Below are 16,197 nucleotides of genomic sequence, written 5' to 3'. Positions count from 1 at the left end.
GGACCGTCCCCCGCCGGGCTCCCCGGACGGGCCGTTCTCCGACGGGCTGTTCCCTGACGGGCCACGGGCCGTCACCGCACCCCGTGCCACGGGCTCGGTGACGGCCCGCCGTGCGTACGGGGCGCCACCGAAGCCGCGGAACCGGGCGGTCACCGGATCCGCGGCCCCGCGCCCGGCCCCGGCCGGCTCCTACGCCGCCAGCTCCGCGGCGAACGGCGGTTCCGCGCCCGCACGTGAGCAGGTGACGGCGGCCGCGCGGGCGGCGAAGCGCAGGATGTCGTGCCAGTCGTCGTCCCCGAGAGCGGCGACCGCCGCGTACGAGAGGGCGTCGTGGGCGTCCAGGCGGTGCAGAAGCGCGGCGTTGACCGTGTCACCGGCGCCGATGGTGTCGATGACGGTGACCCGCTCCCCGGGGACCGTCAGCTCGCGGCCGCCCCGCGTCAGCACCGTCAGGCCGTCCCCGCCCCGGGTGAGGACGATCGCCGCGGGCCCCGCGCCCAGCCACTCCTTTGCCGCCGCGGTGACCGCTTGCCACCCGCCACCCGGCGTGGCGTCGGACCCGGCCAGCCACAGCGCGTCCTCCTCCGACAGCTTCAGCAGAGCGACGTCGGGGAGCCAGGAGCAAAAGCGCGCCCGGTAGGCGTCCGGGTCGGGGATCAGACCGGGCCGGATGTTGGGGTCGAGCGCCGTGAAGACTCCGCGCCGGGCCTCGCGGCGCAGCAGGGACTCATAGGCACTCGCACCCGGTTCCAGGACGAGCGAGCAGGTGCCCAGGGAGAGCGCGCGGACCGCGGTGGGCAACGCCGGTGGCAGGGTGAAGAGCCGGTCGGCGGTGCCGTCGGCGTAGAAGCCGTAGCCCGCCGACCCGTCCGGGCTGATGTCCGCCACGGCGAGGGTGGTCGGTTCACTGCCGCGCTGCACCAGCGAGGTGTCCACACCGCCGTGGTGCAGCCCTTGGAGCAGTGCCGCACCGAAGGCGTCGGTCGAGATCCGGGAGCAGAACGCGGCGGGCGAGCCGAGCCGCCCGAGCGCGACCGCGGTGTTGTACGGACCGCCGCCGCGCCGCGGCAGCAGCGCCGGCAGGCCGTCCGGGAGAGGGGTGCCTCCCGCGCCCTGTAGGGACGGGGGAGTGCCCTGCGGGCTGGGGACGAGGTCGATCAGGGCCTCGCCGGCGACGACGATCACGGGGTGTGGTTCCTTTCCTGGGCGGCCGGGCGCGTGGCCGGGGCGGGTTCGGCGCAGCCGCACGACGTACGGTGCACAAAGGTGCAGGGGAGGCGGACGGTGCGCGGGGGCCGGTCCGGCTCCGCCAGGCGCTCCAGCAGCAGCCGGACCGCCGCCGCCCCGATGTCCTTGCTGGGCTGGGCGATTGCGGTCAGCCGGGGCGTGAAGAGATCGGCCCACGAGAAGTCGTCGAAGCAGGCCAGTGCGATATCGCGGGGTACGTCCAGGCCGAGGTTGCGCAGGGCCCGCAGCGCGCCGATGGTCATCGCGTTGTTGGCGGTGATGATCGCGGTGGGCGGTTGTGGCGCGGCCAGCAGACGGCGGGTGGCGTCCTGGGCCCCGGCCGCCTCGGAGTTGCCGCCGGCGAGGAGCCCGGGTGTGAAGGGCAGCCCGCCGGCGCGCAGTCCCTCGCGGTAGCCCCGGACCCGCTCGGTGGTCGTGCTCAGCCCCGGGAGGCCCGCCACCAGGCCGATCCGGGTGTGCCCCACGGCGGCCAGATGCTCCACCAGTTGACGCACCGGGCCGGTGTTCTCGGCGCACACCTGGTCATGGCCGTCGCCGACCAGCCGGTCCAGGAAGACGGTGGGCACCTCGCGACGGGCCAGATAGGCCACCATCTCCGCGGGCTCCGCGGACGGCGCCACGATCATGCCGTCCACGCGTCGCTCGTGCAGCAGCTGGACGACCTTCCGTTCGTGCCGCGGATCGTCGTGCGGATCGGTGATCAGCAGGCTGTAGCCGGCCTCCAGGGCGCCGGCCTCGACGCCCTGGAGGATCTCGGTGAAGTACGGGTTGCTGATCGCGGAGACCGCCAGGCCGATCGAGCGGGTGCGGGAGGTGACCAGCGAGCGGGCCAGGGTGTTGTGGGTGTAGCCGAGCTCGTCGATCGCGCCGAGTACCGCGGCACGGGTGCCGGGACGCACCGGACGGGTGTCGTTCAGCACATGCGAGACCGTGGCGACGGAGACCCCCGCACGCCGTGCCACATCCGTCATCGTCGTCATCCGGCTCTTCCTCCCCGAGCGTGCGGCACCCTCCCGCACCGCGGCCTTCCACGGCCGCGTCGTCCCGCGGCGTCCACCACATTACGAGCACTCCACCGGAAGCGTAAACGCTTGCGCAAGCGTTTACGCCCAAGCTGCCCGGATGGCGCTCCACGACGACTCCTTCGCGATCTCCTGAGGCCGGTGCAGGGGTGGTGCGGCCCGAGCTGTTCCTCCGGCGGTACGGCCCTGCCGCCCTTCTTGTCCGTATAGCGCCAGTTGCCGGGGGCCAGGGCTGAAGCCTGACGGAGAGCGAACAGAACCTGCTGCGGGGACCTTCGGCCCGGCCGGAAGCGGAACGATCTGTGCCGGTATCGTCGGGAGCCGCCAGCCACCGACACCGTCACCTCTGGAGCAGCCATGAGCCAGTCCCCCGCCCGCCGAACCGTGCTGCGGGGGGCCGCGCTCGCCGGTGCCGCCGGCTTCGGGCTGTCGGCCTGCTCGCCGGGGGACTCGGGCGCGAACGCCTCGGCGGTGCCCACCGAACCGGTCGATCTCGGGGCCGCGGCCGAGGTGCCGGTCGGCGGTGCCAAGCTCTACCGCGAGGACCGGCTCGTGGTGTCGCAGCCCGCGAAGGGCACCTACAAGTGCTTCAGCGCCAAGTGCACCCATGCCGGCTGCATCCTGGCCGAGGTCGAGAAGAAGGAGGGCAGCTGCCCCTGCCACGGCAGCCGCTTCGACGTCACCACCGGCAAGGTCATCCAGGGCCCGGCGGCCGATCCGCTGCCCGAGGTCCCGGTCAAGGCCAAGGATGGCAAGCTGATCGCGGGCTGAGGCGCCGGACCGCCGGGGCTCGTCCCAGGCGCCGGACCGCCGGACCGTCGGACCGCCGGACCGCCGAGGGCTCACCCCTTGGCCATATGTATGTGATCTACGGATATGACACGGATCGCCACTGGGTTTACCGAGGTGATCCAAGGGAGATCAACAATCGCTACAACTGGGGCGATTTCGACTACTACGTGAACGGCAGCTCCTTCTCCTGGACACACTCCCGGTACCGGAGAGGAGCCTGAGGCCATGACGAAGCGCACCGCCGCCCGCACCGCCCTCCGCGTCGTCGCCACCGGCACGTTCGCCACCGCCCTCATCGGCCTCACCCCGCAGGCCGTAGTGGCCGCGCCTCTCCCCGCGCCCCTGACCCCCGCCGGGGTGAACGTCACCGCCGCGCACGCGGCGGTCACCGCCCCCGCGACCCTGGACACCCTGGCCCGGTTCTTCGCCGCCGGCCGGAAGCGCAGCGGTGCGGCTCCCGGCGGCGGGCAGGCCGCGCCGCACATCGAGGGCGGCACCGTCCCCGTCTACGTCCTGTCACCGGACTTCGTCCGCGGCCGGGACGGGGCTGCCGTCGCCCGCCTGGAGTTCCTCGCCACCAAGGCCGTCGCCGGTGACGGCCGCACGGCCTCGGTGTGGACCGCACGGCAGGGCGCCGGCTGGCAGGTCGTCAACATCACCGACGGCGACGACGAGACCCGCTACACCGCGACCGGAGCCGCACGGGCCAAGGGCGGCACGGTCTTCCACGAGCCGCAGATCGATGCGTGGTACGTGCAGCGCGGCGACCGGATCGAGCCGCTGGACGCCGACGCCCGCAGGGCCGTCGGCGCACACGGCGCCAGCGTCGCCGTCTACCGGAAGCGGGTGGCGCGGGCCTATGGGGACAAGCTCCCCGGCTCGGCATACGACAAGCGCGACGAGGCCGACGGGTACGGGGAGTCCGGCGGGTACAGGGAGTCCGGCGGGTACGGGGAGGCGGCGGCCGGCCCCGTGGAACCCCTTGCCCGGCGGCCCGTCACGGCGGGCGCGCTCGCGGGCGACAGCCTGCCGGTGACCGCCGCCACGACGGTGGCGGGCGCCGCTGCCCTGCTCGCCCTGGGGCTGTCCGCCTCGGCGGCGCTGCGCAGGAGGCGCAGCGGCTGACCGGGTCCGCCTGCCCGCCGGGTCCGCCGCCCGCCGGATGCCGTCCGCGCGCCGGATGCCGTCCGCGCGGCGGGCAGGTCTTCCCCCGCCCCCTCCCCCGAAGGGCCCTTCGGGGGAGGGGGCGGGGGGTGGGTTCGGGGGTGGGGGGTGTCCCGGCCCGCGCCGCCCCGCTTTCCCAGGCCCCGCGCCGCCCCGCTTCCCAGGACCCGTGCCCAGGCCCCGCGCCCAGGCCCCGCGCCCAGGCCCCGCGCCCAGGCCCCGCGCCCAGGCCCCGCGCCCAGGCCCCGCGCCCAGGCCCCGCGCCCAGGATCCGACGGCTCACAGCGCCCGGGAGCCCGGACCGACGCCCACACCGGCCGGGCCGAAGCCGTCCAGCACCTCCCGGAACCGGCGCACCGCCTCCACGACATCCGCAAAACGGGTCGACAGCGGCCCGGGGGAGAGCCGCACCCGGTCCGGGGGAAGGTGATCCGCGAACAGCTCCGCCTCCGCGAGCGCCGCCACCAGTTCCCCGGCCCGCGGATGCCGGTAGGTGACATGGGCGCCACGCCGCTCCGGATCGGCGGGCCCGGCGGGACGCAGCCCGCACGGCTCCAGCACGGCCCCGGCCAGTTCCGTCAGGAACCCGGTCAGCGCCCGGCTCTTGGCGCGTACCGCGGCCATCCCCGCCTCGGCCAGCAGGTCCAGCGCGGGTTCCGCGGCGGCCAGCGAGAGCGCGGGCGGGGTGCCGGTCAGAAAGCGCCGGACCGCCGGATCGGGGTCGTAGCCGGGCCGCAGGGCGAGCTGTTCGCGATGCCCGTACCAGCCGTGCACCGGCTGCGCGGCGCACGGCTGCAGATCCCGCCGTACGTACAGCAGCGCCGGGCAGCCGGGTCCCGCCATCAGATGCTTGTACGTCGCGGCGACCGCCATGTCGGCCCCGGTGGCGGCCAGTTGGACGTCCACGGCCCCCACCGCATGACTGAGGTCCCACAGCACCAGCGCCCCTCGGGCATGCGCGATCTCGTGGACCTCGGTCATGTCGAGCAGCGCCCCGGAGCGGTGTGAGACGAGTGACAGCACGACCACCGCGACGTCCTCGTCCACCGCCGCCCGCAGCGTCTCCATGTCGAGACCGTTGTCCGGGTGGGTGTGCACGGTCCGCAGCGCGCACTGGTGATCGGCGGCGACCCCGGCCACGACATAGCGGTCGGTGGGGGAGTTGTCGTCGTCGACCACCACGGTCCGCCGCCCGCGGCCCGCCTGCAGTGCGGCGACCGTGAGCTTGTAGAGGTTGACGCTGGTGCAGTCCGCGGCCACCACCTCGCCCGGCCGGGCGCCGAGCACGGTCGCGGCCATCCGGTCGCCGATCCGCTGCGGCAGGTCCAGCCACTGCGTACGGGCCGGTGCGGTCCGGCCGCCCCAGTCGCCGCGTACCACCCGGTCCAGCAGCTCCGGGGTGGCGGCGGGCAGGCGGCCCAGAGAGCCGGCGTCGAGGAGCAGCCGCCCGTCCGGCAGCGGCGCGAAACGCCCGAGGAACGGCGCCAGCGGGTCCTGTGCGTCCAGTCGCCGGGCCCGCCGGCCGGCCTTGCGCAGCGCGCCCTGCCCGCCCGCCGGGGCCGTCACGCCGGCCCCCGGCAGGCCCGCGGCCCGGGGGAGCGCAGTGCCCGGCCGGTCGTGGCGGCATCGCCCCCGGTGAGTCGCCGGTGCCGCTGACCGGCGCCTCGCCGGTGCCCGGCCCGGTGCCGCTGACCGGCGCATCCGACGCGCACTCTCCCGGCCGGCACGGGAAGGCGTTCTGCAGTCACGCGGACAGCCTTGCCGAGCCGTACCGCACACGGCACCCACTTCCGCGTCATTCCGGTGGCCGCCCACGAGATCGACTACCGGAATTGACGGCATTTGCCCCCCGGTCCGCTCACGAAGACGCAGCGGATACCCGGTGCCCCGTGCCGTCCTTGACGGGACGTCATGGCCTTGGCCTGCCGCCCCGGCGGGTGCTGGCCGGAAGCTCCCCTTCCACGACGTTGCGCCGGTCTGCTACGTCGCGCGCCGTGGTGCGGCCGCCCGCGGGAAATGCGCCGCGCACCCCGGAGCCCGGGGGCAAGGACCGTCAGGCCCATCAGCCGCACTCCGGCGGTTGTCGCCGCGATTCCGGCGGTCGCACCCGACCTCTGGCGGTCGTACCCGCACTCCGGCGGTCGTACCCGACCTCCGGCGGTCGTCACCAGGATTCCGGCGCTGCGGCCGGGTACCGTCTCCCGCGTCCTGACCGCCGGAACGGCCACCGGCCCCATTCTCCGGCCGGTCCACCGCCTCCCGTCCCTCGCTCCTCGTCCCGCCCCGCCTCGTCCCGCCCCGCCTCGTCCCGCCCCGCCGCGCCGCCGGAAGGGGCCAGGCCCCGGCGGTGGCGGAGTGCCGTCCGGGGCTCGCGGGCCGACGTCGCAGGTCCCGGGGGCGGGGGCGGTCCGGGCACGGTGATTGTCGGTGGTGGTCAGTAGGGTGGTGTGCATGGCAGACCCCAGCAGCTACCGACCCAAGCCGGGACAGATCCCCGACTCGCCGGGGGTCTATAAGTTCCGCGACGAACACGGCCGGGTCATCTACGTCGGCAAGGCAAAGAGCCTGCGCCAGCGCCTGGCCAACTACTTCCAGGATCTGGCCGGCCTCCATCCGCGTACGCGCACGATGGTCACCACCGCCGCCTCCGTGGAGTGGACCGTCGTGTCCACCGAGGTCGAGGCGCTCCAGCTCGAATACAGCTGGATCAAGGAGTTCGACCCGCGCTTCAACGTCAAGTACCGCGACGACAAGAGCTATCCGTATCTCGCGGTGACCCTCAACGAGGAGTTCCCGCGCGTCCAGGTCATGCGCGGCGCCAAGAAGAAGGGCGTGCGCTACTTCGGTCCGTACGGCCACGCCTGGGCCATCCGCGAGACCGTCGACCTGATGCTGCGTGTCTTCCCGGTGCGGACGTGCTCCGCCGGTGTGTTCAAGCGCTCCGCCCAGATCGGCCGCCCCTGTCTGCTCGGCTACATCGGCAAGTGCTCGGCCCCCTGTGTCGAGCGGGTCTCCGCCGGGGAACACCGCGAACTCGCCGAGGAGTTCTGCGACTTCATGGCCGGTCGCACCGGCGCCTACATCCGCCGTCTGGAGCGCCGGATGCAGGAGGCCGCCGAGGAGATGGAGTACGAACGCGCCGCCCGGCTCCGGGACGACATAGGGGCGCTCAAGCGGGCCATGGAGAAGAGCGCCGTGGTGCTCGCCGACGCCACCGACGCCGATCTGATCGCGGTCGCCGAGGACGAACTCGAAGCCGCCGTCCAGATCTTCCACGTCCGCGGCGGCCGGGTGCGCGGCCAGCGCGGCTGGGTGACGGACAAGGTCGAGGCCGTCACCACCAGCGGTCTCGTCGAGCACGCCCTCCAGCAGCTGTACGGTGAGGAGAAGGGCGACGCCGTCCCCAAGGAGGTGCTGGTCCCGGCGCTCCCCGAGCCCGTCGAGCCGATCGCCCAGTGGCTCTCCCAGCGCCGCGGCTCGCAGGTCTCGCTGCGTATCCCGCAGCGCGGCGACAAGAAGGACCTGATGGCCACGGTCGGCCGCAACGCCCAGCAGGCGCTGGCCCTGCACAAGACCAAGCGTGCCTCCGACCTGACCACCCGCTCCCGTGCCCTGGAGGAGATCGCCGAGGCCCTCGGCCTGGATGCGGTGCCGCTGCGCATCGAGTGCTTCGACATCTCCCACCTCCAGGGTGATGACGTCGTCGCCTCGATGGTGGTGTTCGAGGACGGTCTCGCCCGGAAGAGCGAATACCGCCGCTTCCAGATCAAGACCTTCCAGGGCCAGGACGATGTCCGGTCCATGCACGAGGTCATCGGCCGCCGCTTCAAGCGCTATCTCCAGGAGAAGCAGAAGTCGGGCGAGTGGACGGAGGAACCAGCCGACGACGCCCACGTGGACGACAACGGCGTCTCACAGGCCATCGGCGTCACGCAGGCCACCGACGTCACGCAGGTCACGGGTGTCACACAGGCCACGGGTGTCACACAAGCCACCGGCGTCACGCAGGCCACCGGTGTCACACACAGGAACACCGCCCCACACGAGAACGGCGACGGCGTCACCCACGGCACCGGCACGGTCCCGGCGCGCGTGGACGACCTGGAGCCGGACCCCATGGCCGGCCGCCCGACCGACGAGGACGGCCGCCCCAAGCGGTTCGCCTACCCGCCCCAGCTCGTGGTCGTCGACGGCGGCGCCCCGCAGGTCGCGGCCGCCCGCCGGGCCCTGGACGAGCTCGGCATCGACGATGTCGCCGTCTGCGGCCTGGCCAAGCGCCTCGAAGAGGTCTGGCTGCCGGGCGAGGACGACCCGGTGGTGCTGCCGCGCACCAGCGAGGGCCTCTACCTCCTCCAGCGCGTCCGCGACGAGGCACACCGCTTCGCCATCGGCTACCAGCGCAACAAGCGCGGCAAGCGGTTGAAGGCCTCTCCCCTGGACGCCGTCGCCGGGCTGGGCGACACCCGCCGTCAGGCACTGCTCAAGCACTTCGGGTCGTTGAAGAAGCTGCGGGCCGCGACGATCGACGAAATCTGCGAGGTCCCGGGCGTCGGCCGCAAGACCGCGGAGACCGTCGCCGCGGCGCTGGCCGGGGCGGCACCCTCCGCCCCCGCGGTGAACACCGCCACAGGAGAGATCATTGAGGATGACGGGGCCCCACCGGTCGCGTTGTCGGCAGAACGGGGGCAGGAACGATGAGCACACCGCACGAAGCGCAGGAAACCGAGAGAGACGGTGCACAGGTGAGTACGGGCACGACCGATCAGGGCGAGAGCGCCGCGATCCCGGAGCTGGTGATCATCTCCGGGATGTCCGGCGCCGGCCGCAGCACGGCCGCGAAGTGCCTGGAGGACCTCGGCTGGTTCGTCGTCGACAACATCCCGCCCGAGCTGATCGCTCCCATGGTCGAGCTGGGCGCCCGCTCGCAGGGCAATGTCGCCCGGATCGCGGTCGTCGTCGACGTCCGCGGCCGCCGTTTCTTCGCCAACCTCAAGGAATCGCTGGCCACCCTCGACGCGCAGAACGTCAAGCGCCGCATCGTCTTCCTGGAGTCCTCCGACGAGGCCCTGGTGCGCCGCTTCGAGTCCGTGCGCCGTCCGCACCCCCTCCAGGGCGACGGCCGGATCGTCGACGGCATCGCCGCCGAGCGCGATCTGCTGCGCGAACTGCGCGGCGACGCCGACCTGGTCATCGACACCTCCAGCCTTAACGTCCACGAACTCCGCGCCAAGATGGACGCCCAGTTCGCCGGCGAAGAGGTCCCCGAACTGCGCGCCACGGTCATGTCCTTCGGCTTCAAGTACGGCCTGCCGGTCGACGCCGACATGGTCATCGACTGCCGCTTCATCCCCAACCCGCACTGGGTCCCCGAGCTGCGCCCCTTCACCGGCCTCAACGACGAGGTCTCCAGCTACGTCTTCAGCCAGCCCGGCTCCAAGGAGTTCCTGGACGGCTATACCGAGCTGCTGCGGATCGTCGCCGAGGGCTACCGCCGTGAGGGCAAGCGCTATGTGACCATCGCCGTGGGCTGTACGGGCGGCAAGCACCGCAGCGTCGCGATGTCCGAGAAGCTCGCCCGCCGCCTGGTGTCCGAAGGGGTGGAAACGGTCGTCGTCCACCGGGACATGGGGCGCGAGTGAGCGGGCGGGCACCACGGCTGCGCAGGGTCCGGCGACTCGTCCCCAGCGGCCGTATGACGAAGGGGGCCACCCCCAAGGTGGTGGCACTGGGCGGGGGCATGGGCCTGTCCGCCTCGCTGGCCGCGCTGCGCCGGATCACCGGTGACCTGACCGCCGTGGTCACGGTCGCCGACGACGGCGGCTCCAGCGGTCGCCTCCGCGACGAGCTGGGCGTCCTGCCGCCCGGCGATCTGCGCAAGGCGCTCGCCGCGCTGTGCGGCGACGACGACTGGGGCCAGACCTGGTCCCGGGTGATCCAGCACCGCTTCCAGAGCGAGGGCGAGCTGCACGACCACGCGGTCGGCAATCTGCTGATCGTCGCGCTGTGGGAGCAGCTCGGCGACCATGTCCAGGCGCTCGACCTGGTCGGCAGGCTGCTCGGCGCGCACGGCCGGGTGCTGCCCATGTCGGCGGTGCCCCTGGAGCTCCAGGCCGAGGTCAGGGGTCATCGCGCGGACCGCCCGGACGAGATCTCCACGGTCCGGGGGCAGGCCACCGTCGCGCTGACCCGCGGCGAGGTGCAGTCCGTCCATGTGGTCCCCGTGGACCCGCCGGCCGTCCCCGAGGCGGTCGCCGCCGTACGGGACGCCGACTGGGTGGTGCTCGGTCCCGGCTCCTGGTTCTCCTCCGTGATCCCGCATCTGCTGGTGCCGGAGCTGCGCGAGGCGCTGGAGGAGACCAAGGCCCGAAAAGTCCTTTCGCTCAACCTTGCGCCCCAACCGGGCGAAACCGATGGCTTCTCCCCGCAGCGTCATTTGGAGGTTTTGGCCCGACACGCCCCTAAACTCGCCTTCGACGTGGTGCTGGCCGACAAGGCCGCCGTGCCCGACATCGAGGGTCTGACCGCTGCCGCCAAGCAGCTGGTCGGCAGCGAGGTCGAGCTGGCGGCGGTCGCCGCACAAGGAGACGACGCCCGGTCGAGCGCCGGGGGAGCCCCCGACCGGCACGACCCGGAGCTGCTGGCAGCCGCGTACGACCGTATTTTTCGGATGCATGGAAGGATCGGCCCATGGCGATGACGGCAGCGGTGAAGGATGAAATCTCCCGGCTCCCCGTCACCCGGACCTGCTGCCGGAAGTCGGAGGTCTCGTCGATCCTGCGGTTCGCGGGCGGTCTGCACCTGGTCAGCGGACGCATCGTGATCGAGGCGGAGCTGGACACGGGCATCGCCGCCCGGCGGCTGCGCAAGGACATCCTGGAGATCTTCGGGCACAGCTCCGACCTGGTGGTGATGGCCCCCGGCGGCCTGCGGCGCGGCAGCCGCTATGTCGTACGGGTCGTGGCCGGCGGTGACCAGCTGGCGCGGCAGACCGGCCTGGTGGACGGCCGCGGCCGCCCCATCCGTGGCCTGCCCCCACAGGTGGTCTCCGGCGCGACCTGCGACGCCGAGGCGGCCTGGCGCGGCGCCTTCCTGGCCCATGGCTCGCTGACCGAGCCCGGCCGCTCCTCGTCCCTGGAGGTCACCTGCCCCGGGCCCGAGGCGGCACTCGCACTGGTCGGCGCCGCCCGCCGGCTCGGCATCGGCGCGAAGGCCCGCGAGGTGCGCGGGGTGGACCGTGTCGTCGTCCGTGACGGTGATGCGATCGGCGCGCTGCTGACGCGGCTCGGCGCCCATGAGTCGGTGCTCGCGTGGGAGGAGCGGCGGATGCGCCGCGAGGTCCGCGCCACCGCCAACCGCCTCGCCAACTTCGACGACGCCAACCTCCGCCGCTCGGCGCGTGCCGCGGTCGCCGCGGGCGCCCGGGTCCAGCGGGCCCTGGAGATCCTGGGCGAAGAGGTCCCCGAGCACCTCGCCGCGGCCGGCCGGCTGCGCATGGAGCACAAGCAGGCCTCCCTGGAGGAGTTGGGCGCCCTCGCCGATCCGCCGCTGACCAAGGACGCCGTCGCCGGCCGCATCCGCCGGCTGCTGGCGATGGCCGACAAGCGTGCCCAGGACCTCGGCATTCCCGGCACCGAGTCCAACCTCACCGAGGAACTAGCCGAAGGCATGGTCGGCTGAACCGGAGCAGATCCTTCTCCGTATGCGCCCCCGGCGCCCGCACTGGGCACCGGGGGCGCCGCTGCATGCAGACGTGGTGAGACGTGGTGATGGGGTGCGCAGGGCGGACGTCAGAGGGGCTGAAGGGCGCTCACTTGAGCATCTTTGGCCGCCGATGTCAATGTCACGTACGTCTCGTGCAGGGGGTAGGGTCGGAGGCGGTCGGGGACATCCCATACAGCTCGCCGGTATCTGCGCCGGCGTACCAACGAGGAGATCGGTTTCGTGACGATCCGCGTAGGCATCAACGGATTCGGCCGCATTGGTCGTAACTACTTCCGCGCGCTCCTGGAGCAGGGTGCGGACATCGAGATCGTCGGTGTCAACGACCTGACCGACAACGCCACCCTGGTCCACCTGCTGAAGTACGACACCATTCTGGGTCGCCTCAAGCAGGACGTCAGCCACACCGACGACACCATCACGGTCGGCAACCAGACCTTCAAGACGATGGCCGAGCGCGACCCGGCGAACCTCCCCTGGGCGGAGCTCGGCGCCGACATCGTCATCGAGTCCACCGGCATCTTCACCAAGAAGGCCGACGCCGAGAAGCACCTCGCGGCCGGCGCCAAGAAGGTCCTGATCTCCGCGCCCGCCAAGGACGAGGACATCACGATCGTGATGGGCGTCAACAACGACAAGTACGACGCGGCCAAGCACCACGTCATCTCCAACGCCTCCTGCACCACCAACTGTGTGGCGCCGATGGCGAAGGTGCTCGACGAGAACTTCGGCATCGTCAAGGGCCTGATGACCACGGTCCACGCCTACACCAACGACCAGCGGATCCTGGACTTCCCGCACAGCGACCTGCGCCGCGCCCGCGCCGCCGCGGAGAACATCATCCCGACCTCGACCGGTGCCGCCAAGGCCACCGCCCTGGTCCTCCCGCAGCTCAAGGGCAAGCTGGACGGCATCGCGATGCGTGTCCCGGTCCCCACCGGCTCGGTCACCGACCTGGTGCTGGAGCTCGACCGCGAGGTCAGCAGGGACGAGATCAACGCCGCCTTCCAGAAGGCGGCCGAGGGCCAGCTCAAGGGCATTCTTGAGTACACCGAGGACCCGATCGTCTCCTCGGACATCGTGAACTTCCCGGCCTCCTGCACCTTCGACTCCCAGCTCACCATGTCGCAGGGCAAGCAGGTCAAGGTCGTGGGCTGGTACGACAACGAGTGGGGCTACTCCAACCGCCTGGTGGACCTGACCACCTTCGTCGGCGGCCAGCTCTGATCTCTGGTTGACACCCGAGACACCGAGATGTGGGGACGGGGCCCGTGCGACGCGATGAGGCGTCGTACGGGCCCCGTTCCGCGACCGACCGACCCATGTGATGGAGTCACTCCTCATGAAGACGATCGACGACCTCCAGGTAGCCGGTAAGCGGGTCTTCGTCCGCGCCGACCTGAACGTGCCGCTGGACGGCACCACCATCACCGACGACGGCCGGATCCGCGCCGTCGCCCCGACGATCGCCAAGCTCGTCGAGCGCGGCGCCAAGGTGATCGTCGCCTCTCACCTGGGCCGTCCCAAGGGCGCTCCGGACCCGGCCTTCTCGCTGGCCCCCGCCGCCGAGCGGCTGGGCGAAATCCTCGGGCAGGCCGTGGCGTTCGCGTCCGACACGGTCGGTGAGTCCGCCGTGTCCGTGACCGCCTCGCTGGCCGACGGCCAGGTGGCCGTGCTGGAGAACCTCCGCTTCAATCCGGGCGAGACCAGCAAGGACGACGCTGAGCGCGGCGACTTCGCCGACCGGCTCGCCGCCCTCGCGGACCTGTACGTGGGCGACGGCTTCGGCGCCGTGCACCGCAAGCACGCCTCCGTCTTCGACTTGCCCAGGCGCCTTCCGCACGCCGCCGGCGATCTGATCGCCACCGAGGTGCGCGTCCTGAAGAAGCTCACCGAGAACGTCAAGCGCCCCTACGCGGTCGTGCTCGGCGGCGCCAAGGTCTCCGACAAGCTCGCCGTCATCGACCAGCTGATCGAGAAGGCCGACCGCATCCTGGTCGGCGGCGGGATGGCGTACACCTTCCTCAAGGCCAAGGGCCACGAGGTCGGCATCTCGCTGCTGCAGGAGGACCAGGTCCCGGCCTGCCTGGAGTACCTGGCGCGGGCCGAGAAGCGCGGGGTGGAGTTCGTCCTCCCCGTCGACGTCCTGGTGTCGTCCGAGTTCCCGGACCTGAAGACCAAGGCCCCGGCCCACCCCGGGACCGTCGCCGCGGACGCCATCGCGGCCGACAAGGAGGGCCTGGACATCGGCCCGAAGACCCGCGAGCTCTACGCCGCGAAGCTCGCCGACGCGGCCACCGTCTTCTGGAACGGCCCGATGGGCGTCTTCGAGCACCCCGACTACGCCGGCGGCACCAAGGCCGTCGCGCAGGGCCTGCTGGACTCGGATGCCTTCAGCGTCGTCGGCGGCGGTGACTCGGCCGCCGCCGTGCGCCAGCTGGGCTTCGACGAGAATGCATTCGGCCATATTTCGACCGGCGGCGGCGCCAGCCTCGAATACCTCGAAGGCAAGACGCTGCCCGGCCTCGCCGCTCTGGAGGACTGAACAACGTGACTGACCGCACCCCGCTGATGGCGGGCAACTGGAAGATGAACCTCAACCACCTCGAGGCCATCGCCCACGTCCAGAAGCTCGCCTTCGCCCTTGCCGACAAGGACTTCGACGCCGTAGAGGTCGCGGTCCTGCCGCCCTTCACCGACCTGCGGTCGGTGCAGACGCTGGTCGACGGCGACAAGCTCAAGATCAAGTACGGCGCCCAGGACCTCTCCGCGCACGACTCCGGTGCCTACACCGGCGAGATCTCCGGCCCGATGCTCGCCAAGCTGAAGTGCGCGTACGTGGCCGTCGGCCACAGCGAGCGCCGCCAGTACCACGGCGAGAACGAAGAGATCTGCAACGCCAAGGTCAAGGCCGCCTTCCGGAACGGGCTCACCCCGATCCTGTGTGTCGGCGAGGGCCTGGACGTCCGCAAGGCCGGCAACCAGGTCGCGCACACCCTCGCCCAGGTCGACGGCGGTCTGGCGGACGTCCCGGCCGAGCAGGCCGAGACCATCGTGATCGCCTACGAGCCGGTGTGGGCCATCGGCACCGGCGAGGTCGCCACCCCCGAGGACGCGCAGGAGGTCTGCGGGGCCATCCGCGGCCGCCTCGCCGAGCTCTACAGCCAGGAGCTGGCCGACAAGGTCCGCATCCAGTACGGCGGCTCGGTCAAGTCCGGCAATGTCGCCGCGATCATGGCACAGCCCGACGTCGACGGCGCGCTGATCGGCGGCGCGGCCCTCGACGCGGACGAGTTTGTGAAGATCGTCCGCTTCCGCGACCAGTAGCAGCTATGACGAGGGGGAGCCCTCGTCGTACCCTGTCGGGGCCGGGACCGGTGCAGCAGCGCCGCCCCCGGCCCCGCAGCATGTGTTGCAGATATCGTGATCCATGCCTCCGTCCGTCAGTCCTAGAGAGTTGGTCCAGCCGTGGTCATCGGGTTCTCGATCGCCCTCATCGTCTTCAGCCTGCTGCTGATGATGCTGGTGCTCATGCACAAGGGAAAGGGTGGCGGCCTGTCCGACATGTTCGGTGGCGGTATGCAGTCCTCGGTGGGTGGCTCCTCGGTCGCCGAGCGCAACCTCGACCGCATCACCATCGTGATCGCTCTGCTGTGGTTCGCCTGCATCGTCGTGCTCGGCATCCTGATGAAGCTCGGTAGCTGACGCAGCGTCTGAGGCGCGGCCTATCATGAGGTGGCGTCCTCGGACGGGTAACTCCAGCCACTGGACGCGCGTTGGGCCTTACGTAGACTGGGGCGTTCCGCAGCGCAGCTGCTGCGAGAGGCTGTGCAGCACCATTACGCAGGGAGTTACGACCGTGGCAAGTGGCAACGCGATCCGAGGAAGTCGGGTCGGGGCGGGGCCGATGGGGGAGGCCGAGCGCGGCGAGTCCGCGCCGCGCACCCGCATCTCCTTCTGGTGCTCCAACGGGCACGAGACGCAGCCCAGCTTCGCCGGCGATGCGCAGGTTCCGGACACTTGGGACTGCCCGCGCTGTGGTTTCCCGGCAGGCAAGGACCGGGACAGCCCGCCGGACCCGCCGCGCACCGAGCCGTACAAGACCCACCTCGCCTACGTCCGGGAGCGGCGCAGCGACGCCGATGGCGAGGCGATCCTCGCGGAGGCGCTCGCCAAGCTCCGCGGCGAGATCTGACGGATTCACCGCACACACAGCGGCCGGCCCGGCCGGAGGGACTCACCGCCCTCCGGC

The 16,197-nt window shown here is 72.0% G+C and carries 14 protein-coding genes; 11 read left to right on the top strand and 3 right to left on the bottom strand.

Annotation, left to right across the window (positions count from 1 at the left end; all coding sequences use genetic code 11):
* Nucleotides 1-189 precede the first annotated feature (189 nt).
* Both ACWGJY_RS06905 and ACWGJY_RS06900 read right to left on the bottom strand, forming a co-directional pair.
* Nucleotides 190-1,185: a carbohydrate kinase family protein gene (locus tag ACWGJY_RS06905; protein ID WP_453259721.1), complete on the bottom strand. Its 996-nt coding sequence runs from the start codon at nucleotides 1,183-1,185 to the stop codon at nucleotides 190-192.
* Nucleotides 1,182-2,228: a LacI family DNA-binding transcriptional regulator gene (locus tag ACWGJY_RS06900; RefSeq protein ID WP_453259720.1), complete on the bottom strand. Its 1,047-nt coding sequence runs from the start codon at nucleotides 2,226-2,228 to the stop codon at nucleotides 1,182-1,184. The genes ACWGJY_RS06905 and ACWGJY_RS06900 overlap by 4 nt, the downstream gene beginning before the upstream one ends.
* Nucleotides 2,229-2,627: 399 nt before the next feature.
* Between ACWGJY_RS06900 and ACWGJY_RS06895 the strand changes: the two genes are divergently transcribed.
* Nucleotides 2,628-3,041, top strand: a complete 414-nt coding sequence (locus ACWGJY_RS06895) for a Rieske (2Fe-2S) protein (protein WP_453259719.1) — start codon at nucleotides 2,628-2,630, stop codon at nucleotides 3,039-3,041.
* Between the two features lie 246 nt (nucleotides 3,042-3,287).
* Nucleotides 3,288-4,187 (top strand): hypothetical protein, encoded by a 900-nt coding sequence (locus tag ACWGJY_RS06890; RefSeq protein ID WP_453259718.1) that lies wholly within the window; start codon nucleotides 3,288-3,290, stop codon nucleotides 4,185-4,187.
* Between the two features lie 318 nt (nucleotides 4,188-4,505).
* Here the strand turns inward: ACWGJY_RS06890 and ACWGJY_RS06885 are convergent, their stop codons facing one another.
* Nucleotides 4,506-5,792, bottom strand: a complete 1,287-nt coding sequence (locus ACWGJY_RS06885; protein ID WP_453259717.1) for an aminotransferase class V-fold PLP-dependent enzyme — start codon at nucleotides 5,790-5,792, stop codon at nucleotides 4,506-4,508.
* Between the two features lie 885 nt (nucleotides 5,793-6,677).
* Between ACWGJY_RS06885 and uvrC the strand changes: the two genes are divergently transcribed.
* The 9 genes from uvrC (at nucleotide 6,678) to ACWGJY_RS06840 (ending at nucleotide 16,140) form a co-directional block, all read left to right on the top strand.
* Nucleotides 6,678-8,924: an excinuclease ABC subunit UvrC gene (uvrC, locus tag ACWGJY_RS06880; protein ID WP_453259716.1), complete on the top strand. Its 2,247-nt coding sequence runs from the start codon at nucleotides 6,678-6,680 to the stop codon at nucleotides 8,922-8,924.
* Nucleotides 8,921-9,865: an RNase adapter RapZ gene (gene rapZ, locus ACWGJY_RS06875; RefSeq protein ID WP_453259715.1), complete on the top strand. Its 945-nt coding sequence runs from the start codon at nucleotides 8,921-8,923 to the stop codon at nucleotides 9,863-9,865. Before uvrC ends, rapZ begins: the two co-directional genes overlap by 4 nt.
* A complete protein-coding gene (locus tag ACWGJY_RS06870) occupies nucleotides 9,862-10,923 on the top strand; it encodes a gluconeogenesis factor YvcK family protein (RefSeq protein ID WP_453259714.1) in 1,062 nt (353 codons plus the stop codon). The genes rapZ and ACWGJY_RS06870 overlap by 4 nt, the downstream gene beginning before the upstream one ends.
* Nucleotides 10,914-11,903, top strand: a complete 990-nt coding sequence (gene whiA, locus ACWGJY_RS06865; protein WP_018091880.1) for a DNA-binding protein WhiA — start codon at nucleotides 10,914-10,916, stop codon at nucleotides 11,901-11,903. The genes ACWGJY_RS06870 and whiA overlap by 10 nt, the downstream gene beginning before the upstream one ends.
* 264 nt (nucleotides 11,904-12,167) lie before the next feature.
* Complete coding sequence (gene gap / locus ACWGJY_RS06860) at nucleotides 12,168-13,172, top strand: type I glyceraldehyde-3-phosphate dehydrogenase (protein ID WP_453259713.1); 1,005 nt, start codon at nucleotides 12,168-12,170, stop codon at nucleotides 13,170-13,172.
* Between the two features lie 115 nt (nucleotides 13,173-13,287).
* On the top strand, nucleotides 13,288-14,490 hold the full coding sequence (locus tag ACWGJY_RS06855; RefSeq protein ID WP_453259712.1) for a phosphoglycerate kinase: 1,203 nt from the start codon (nucleotides 13,288-13,290) through the stop codon (nucleotides 14,488-14,490).
* Between the two features lie 5 nt (nucleotides 14,491-14,495).
* Nucleotides 14,496-15,272 carry a triose-phosphate isomerase gene (gene tpiA, locus ACWGJY_RS06850; RefSeq protein ID WP_453259711.1) on the top strand — a complete coding sequence of 259 codons (777 nt, stop codon included), beginning with the start codon at nucleotides 14,496-14,498 and terminating at the stop codon, nucleotides 15,270-15,272.
* 141 nt (nucleotides 15,273-15,413) lie between these two features.
* Nucleotides 15,414-15,650 carry a preprotein translocase subunit SecG gene (gene secG / locus ACWGJY_RS06845; protein WP_453259710.1) on the top strand — a complete coding sequence of 79 codons (237 nt, stop codon included), beginning with the start codon at nucleotides 15,414-15,416 and terminating at the stop codon, nucleotides 15,648-15,650.
* Nucleotides 15,651-15,804: 154 nt separating this feature from the next.
* Nucleotides 15,805-16,140, top strand: a complete 336-nt coding sequence (locus ACWGJY_RS06840) for an RNA polymerase-binding protein RbpA (protein ID WP_006606296.1) — start codon at nucleotides 15,805-15,807, stop codon at nucleotides 16,138-16,140.
* Nucleotides 16,141-16,197: the final 57 nt, after the last annotated feature.

Source organism: Streptomyces sp. NPDC054765 (assembly GCF_053612065.1).
The sequence above is the reverse complement of the archived record's forward strand: the minus strand, read 5'-3'. Positions and strand labels throughout refer to the sequence as shown.

What these genes read in the sequence shown, in the direction of transcription:
- rapZ (WP_453259715.1), top strand. Translation starts at nt 8,921, where the DNA reads ATGAGCACACCGCACGAAGCGCAGGAAACCGAGAGAGACGGTGCACAG.
- uvrC (WP_453259716.1), top strand. Translation starts at nt 6,678, where the DNA reads ATGGCAGACCCCAGCAGCTACCGACCCAAGCCGGGACAGATCCCCGAC.
- ACWGJY_RS06900 (WP_453259720.1), bottom strand. Translation starts at nt 2,228, where the DNA reads ATGACGACGATGACGGATGTGGCACGGCGTGCGGGGGTCTCCGTCGCC.
- ACWGJY_RS06890 (WP_453259718.1), top strand. Translation starts at nt 3,288, where the DNA reads ATGACGAAGCGCACCGCCGCCCGCACCGCCCTCCGCGTCGTCGCCACC.
- whiA (WP_018091880.1), top strand. Translation starts at nt 10,914, where the DNA reads ATGGCGATGACGGCAGCGGTGAAGGATGAAATCTCCCGGCTCCCCGTC.
- ACWGJY_RS06855 (WP_453259712.1), top strand. Translation starts at nt 13,288, where the DNA reads ATGAAGACGATCGACGACCTCCAGGTAGCCGGTAAGCGGGTCTTCGTC.
- ACWGJY_RS06895 (WP_453259719.1), top strand. Translation starts at nt 2,628, where the DNA reads ATGAGCCAGTCCCCCGCCCGCCGAACCGTGCTGCGGGGGGCCGCGCTC.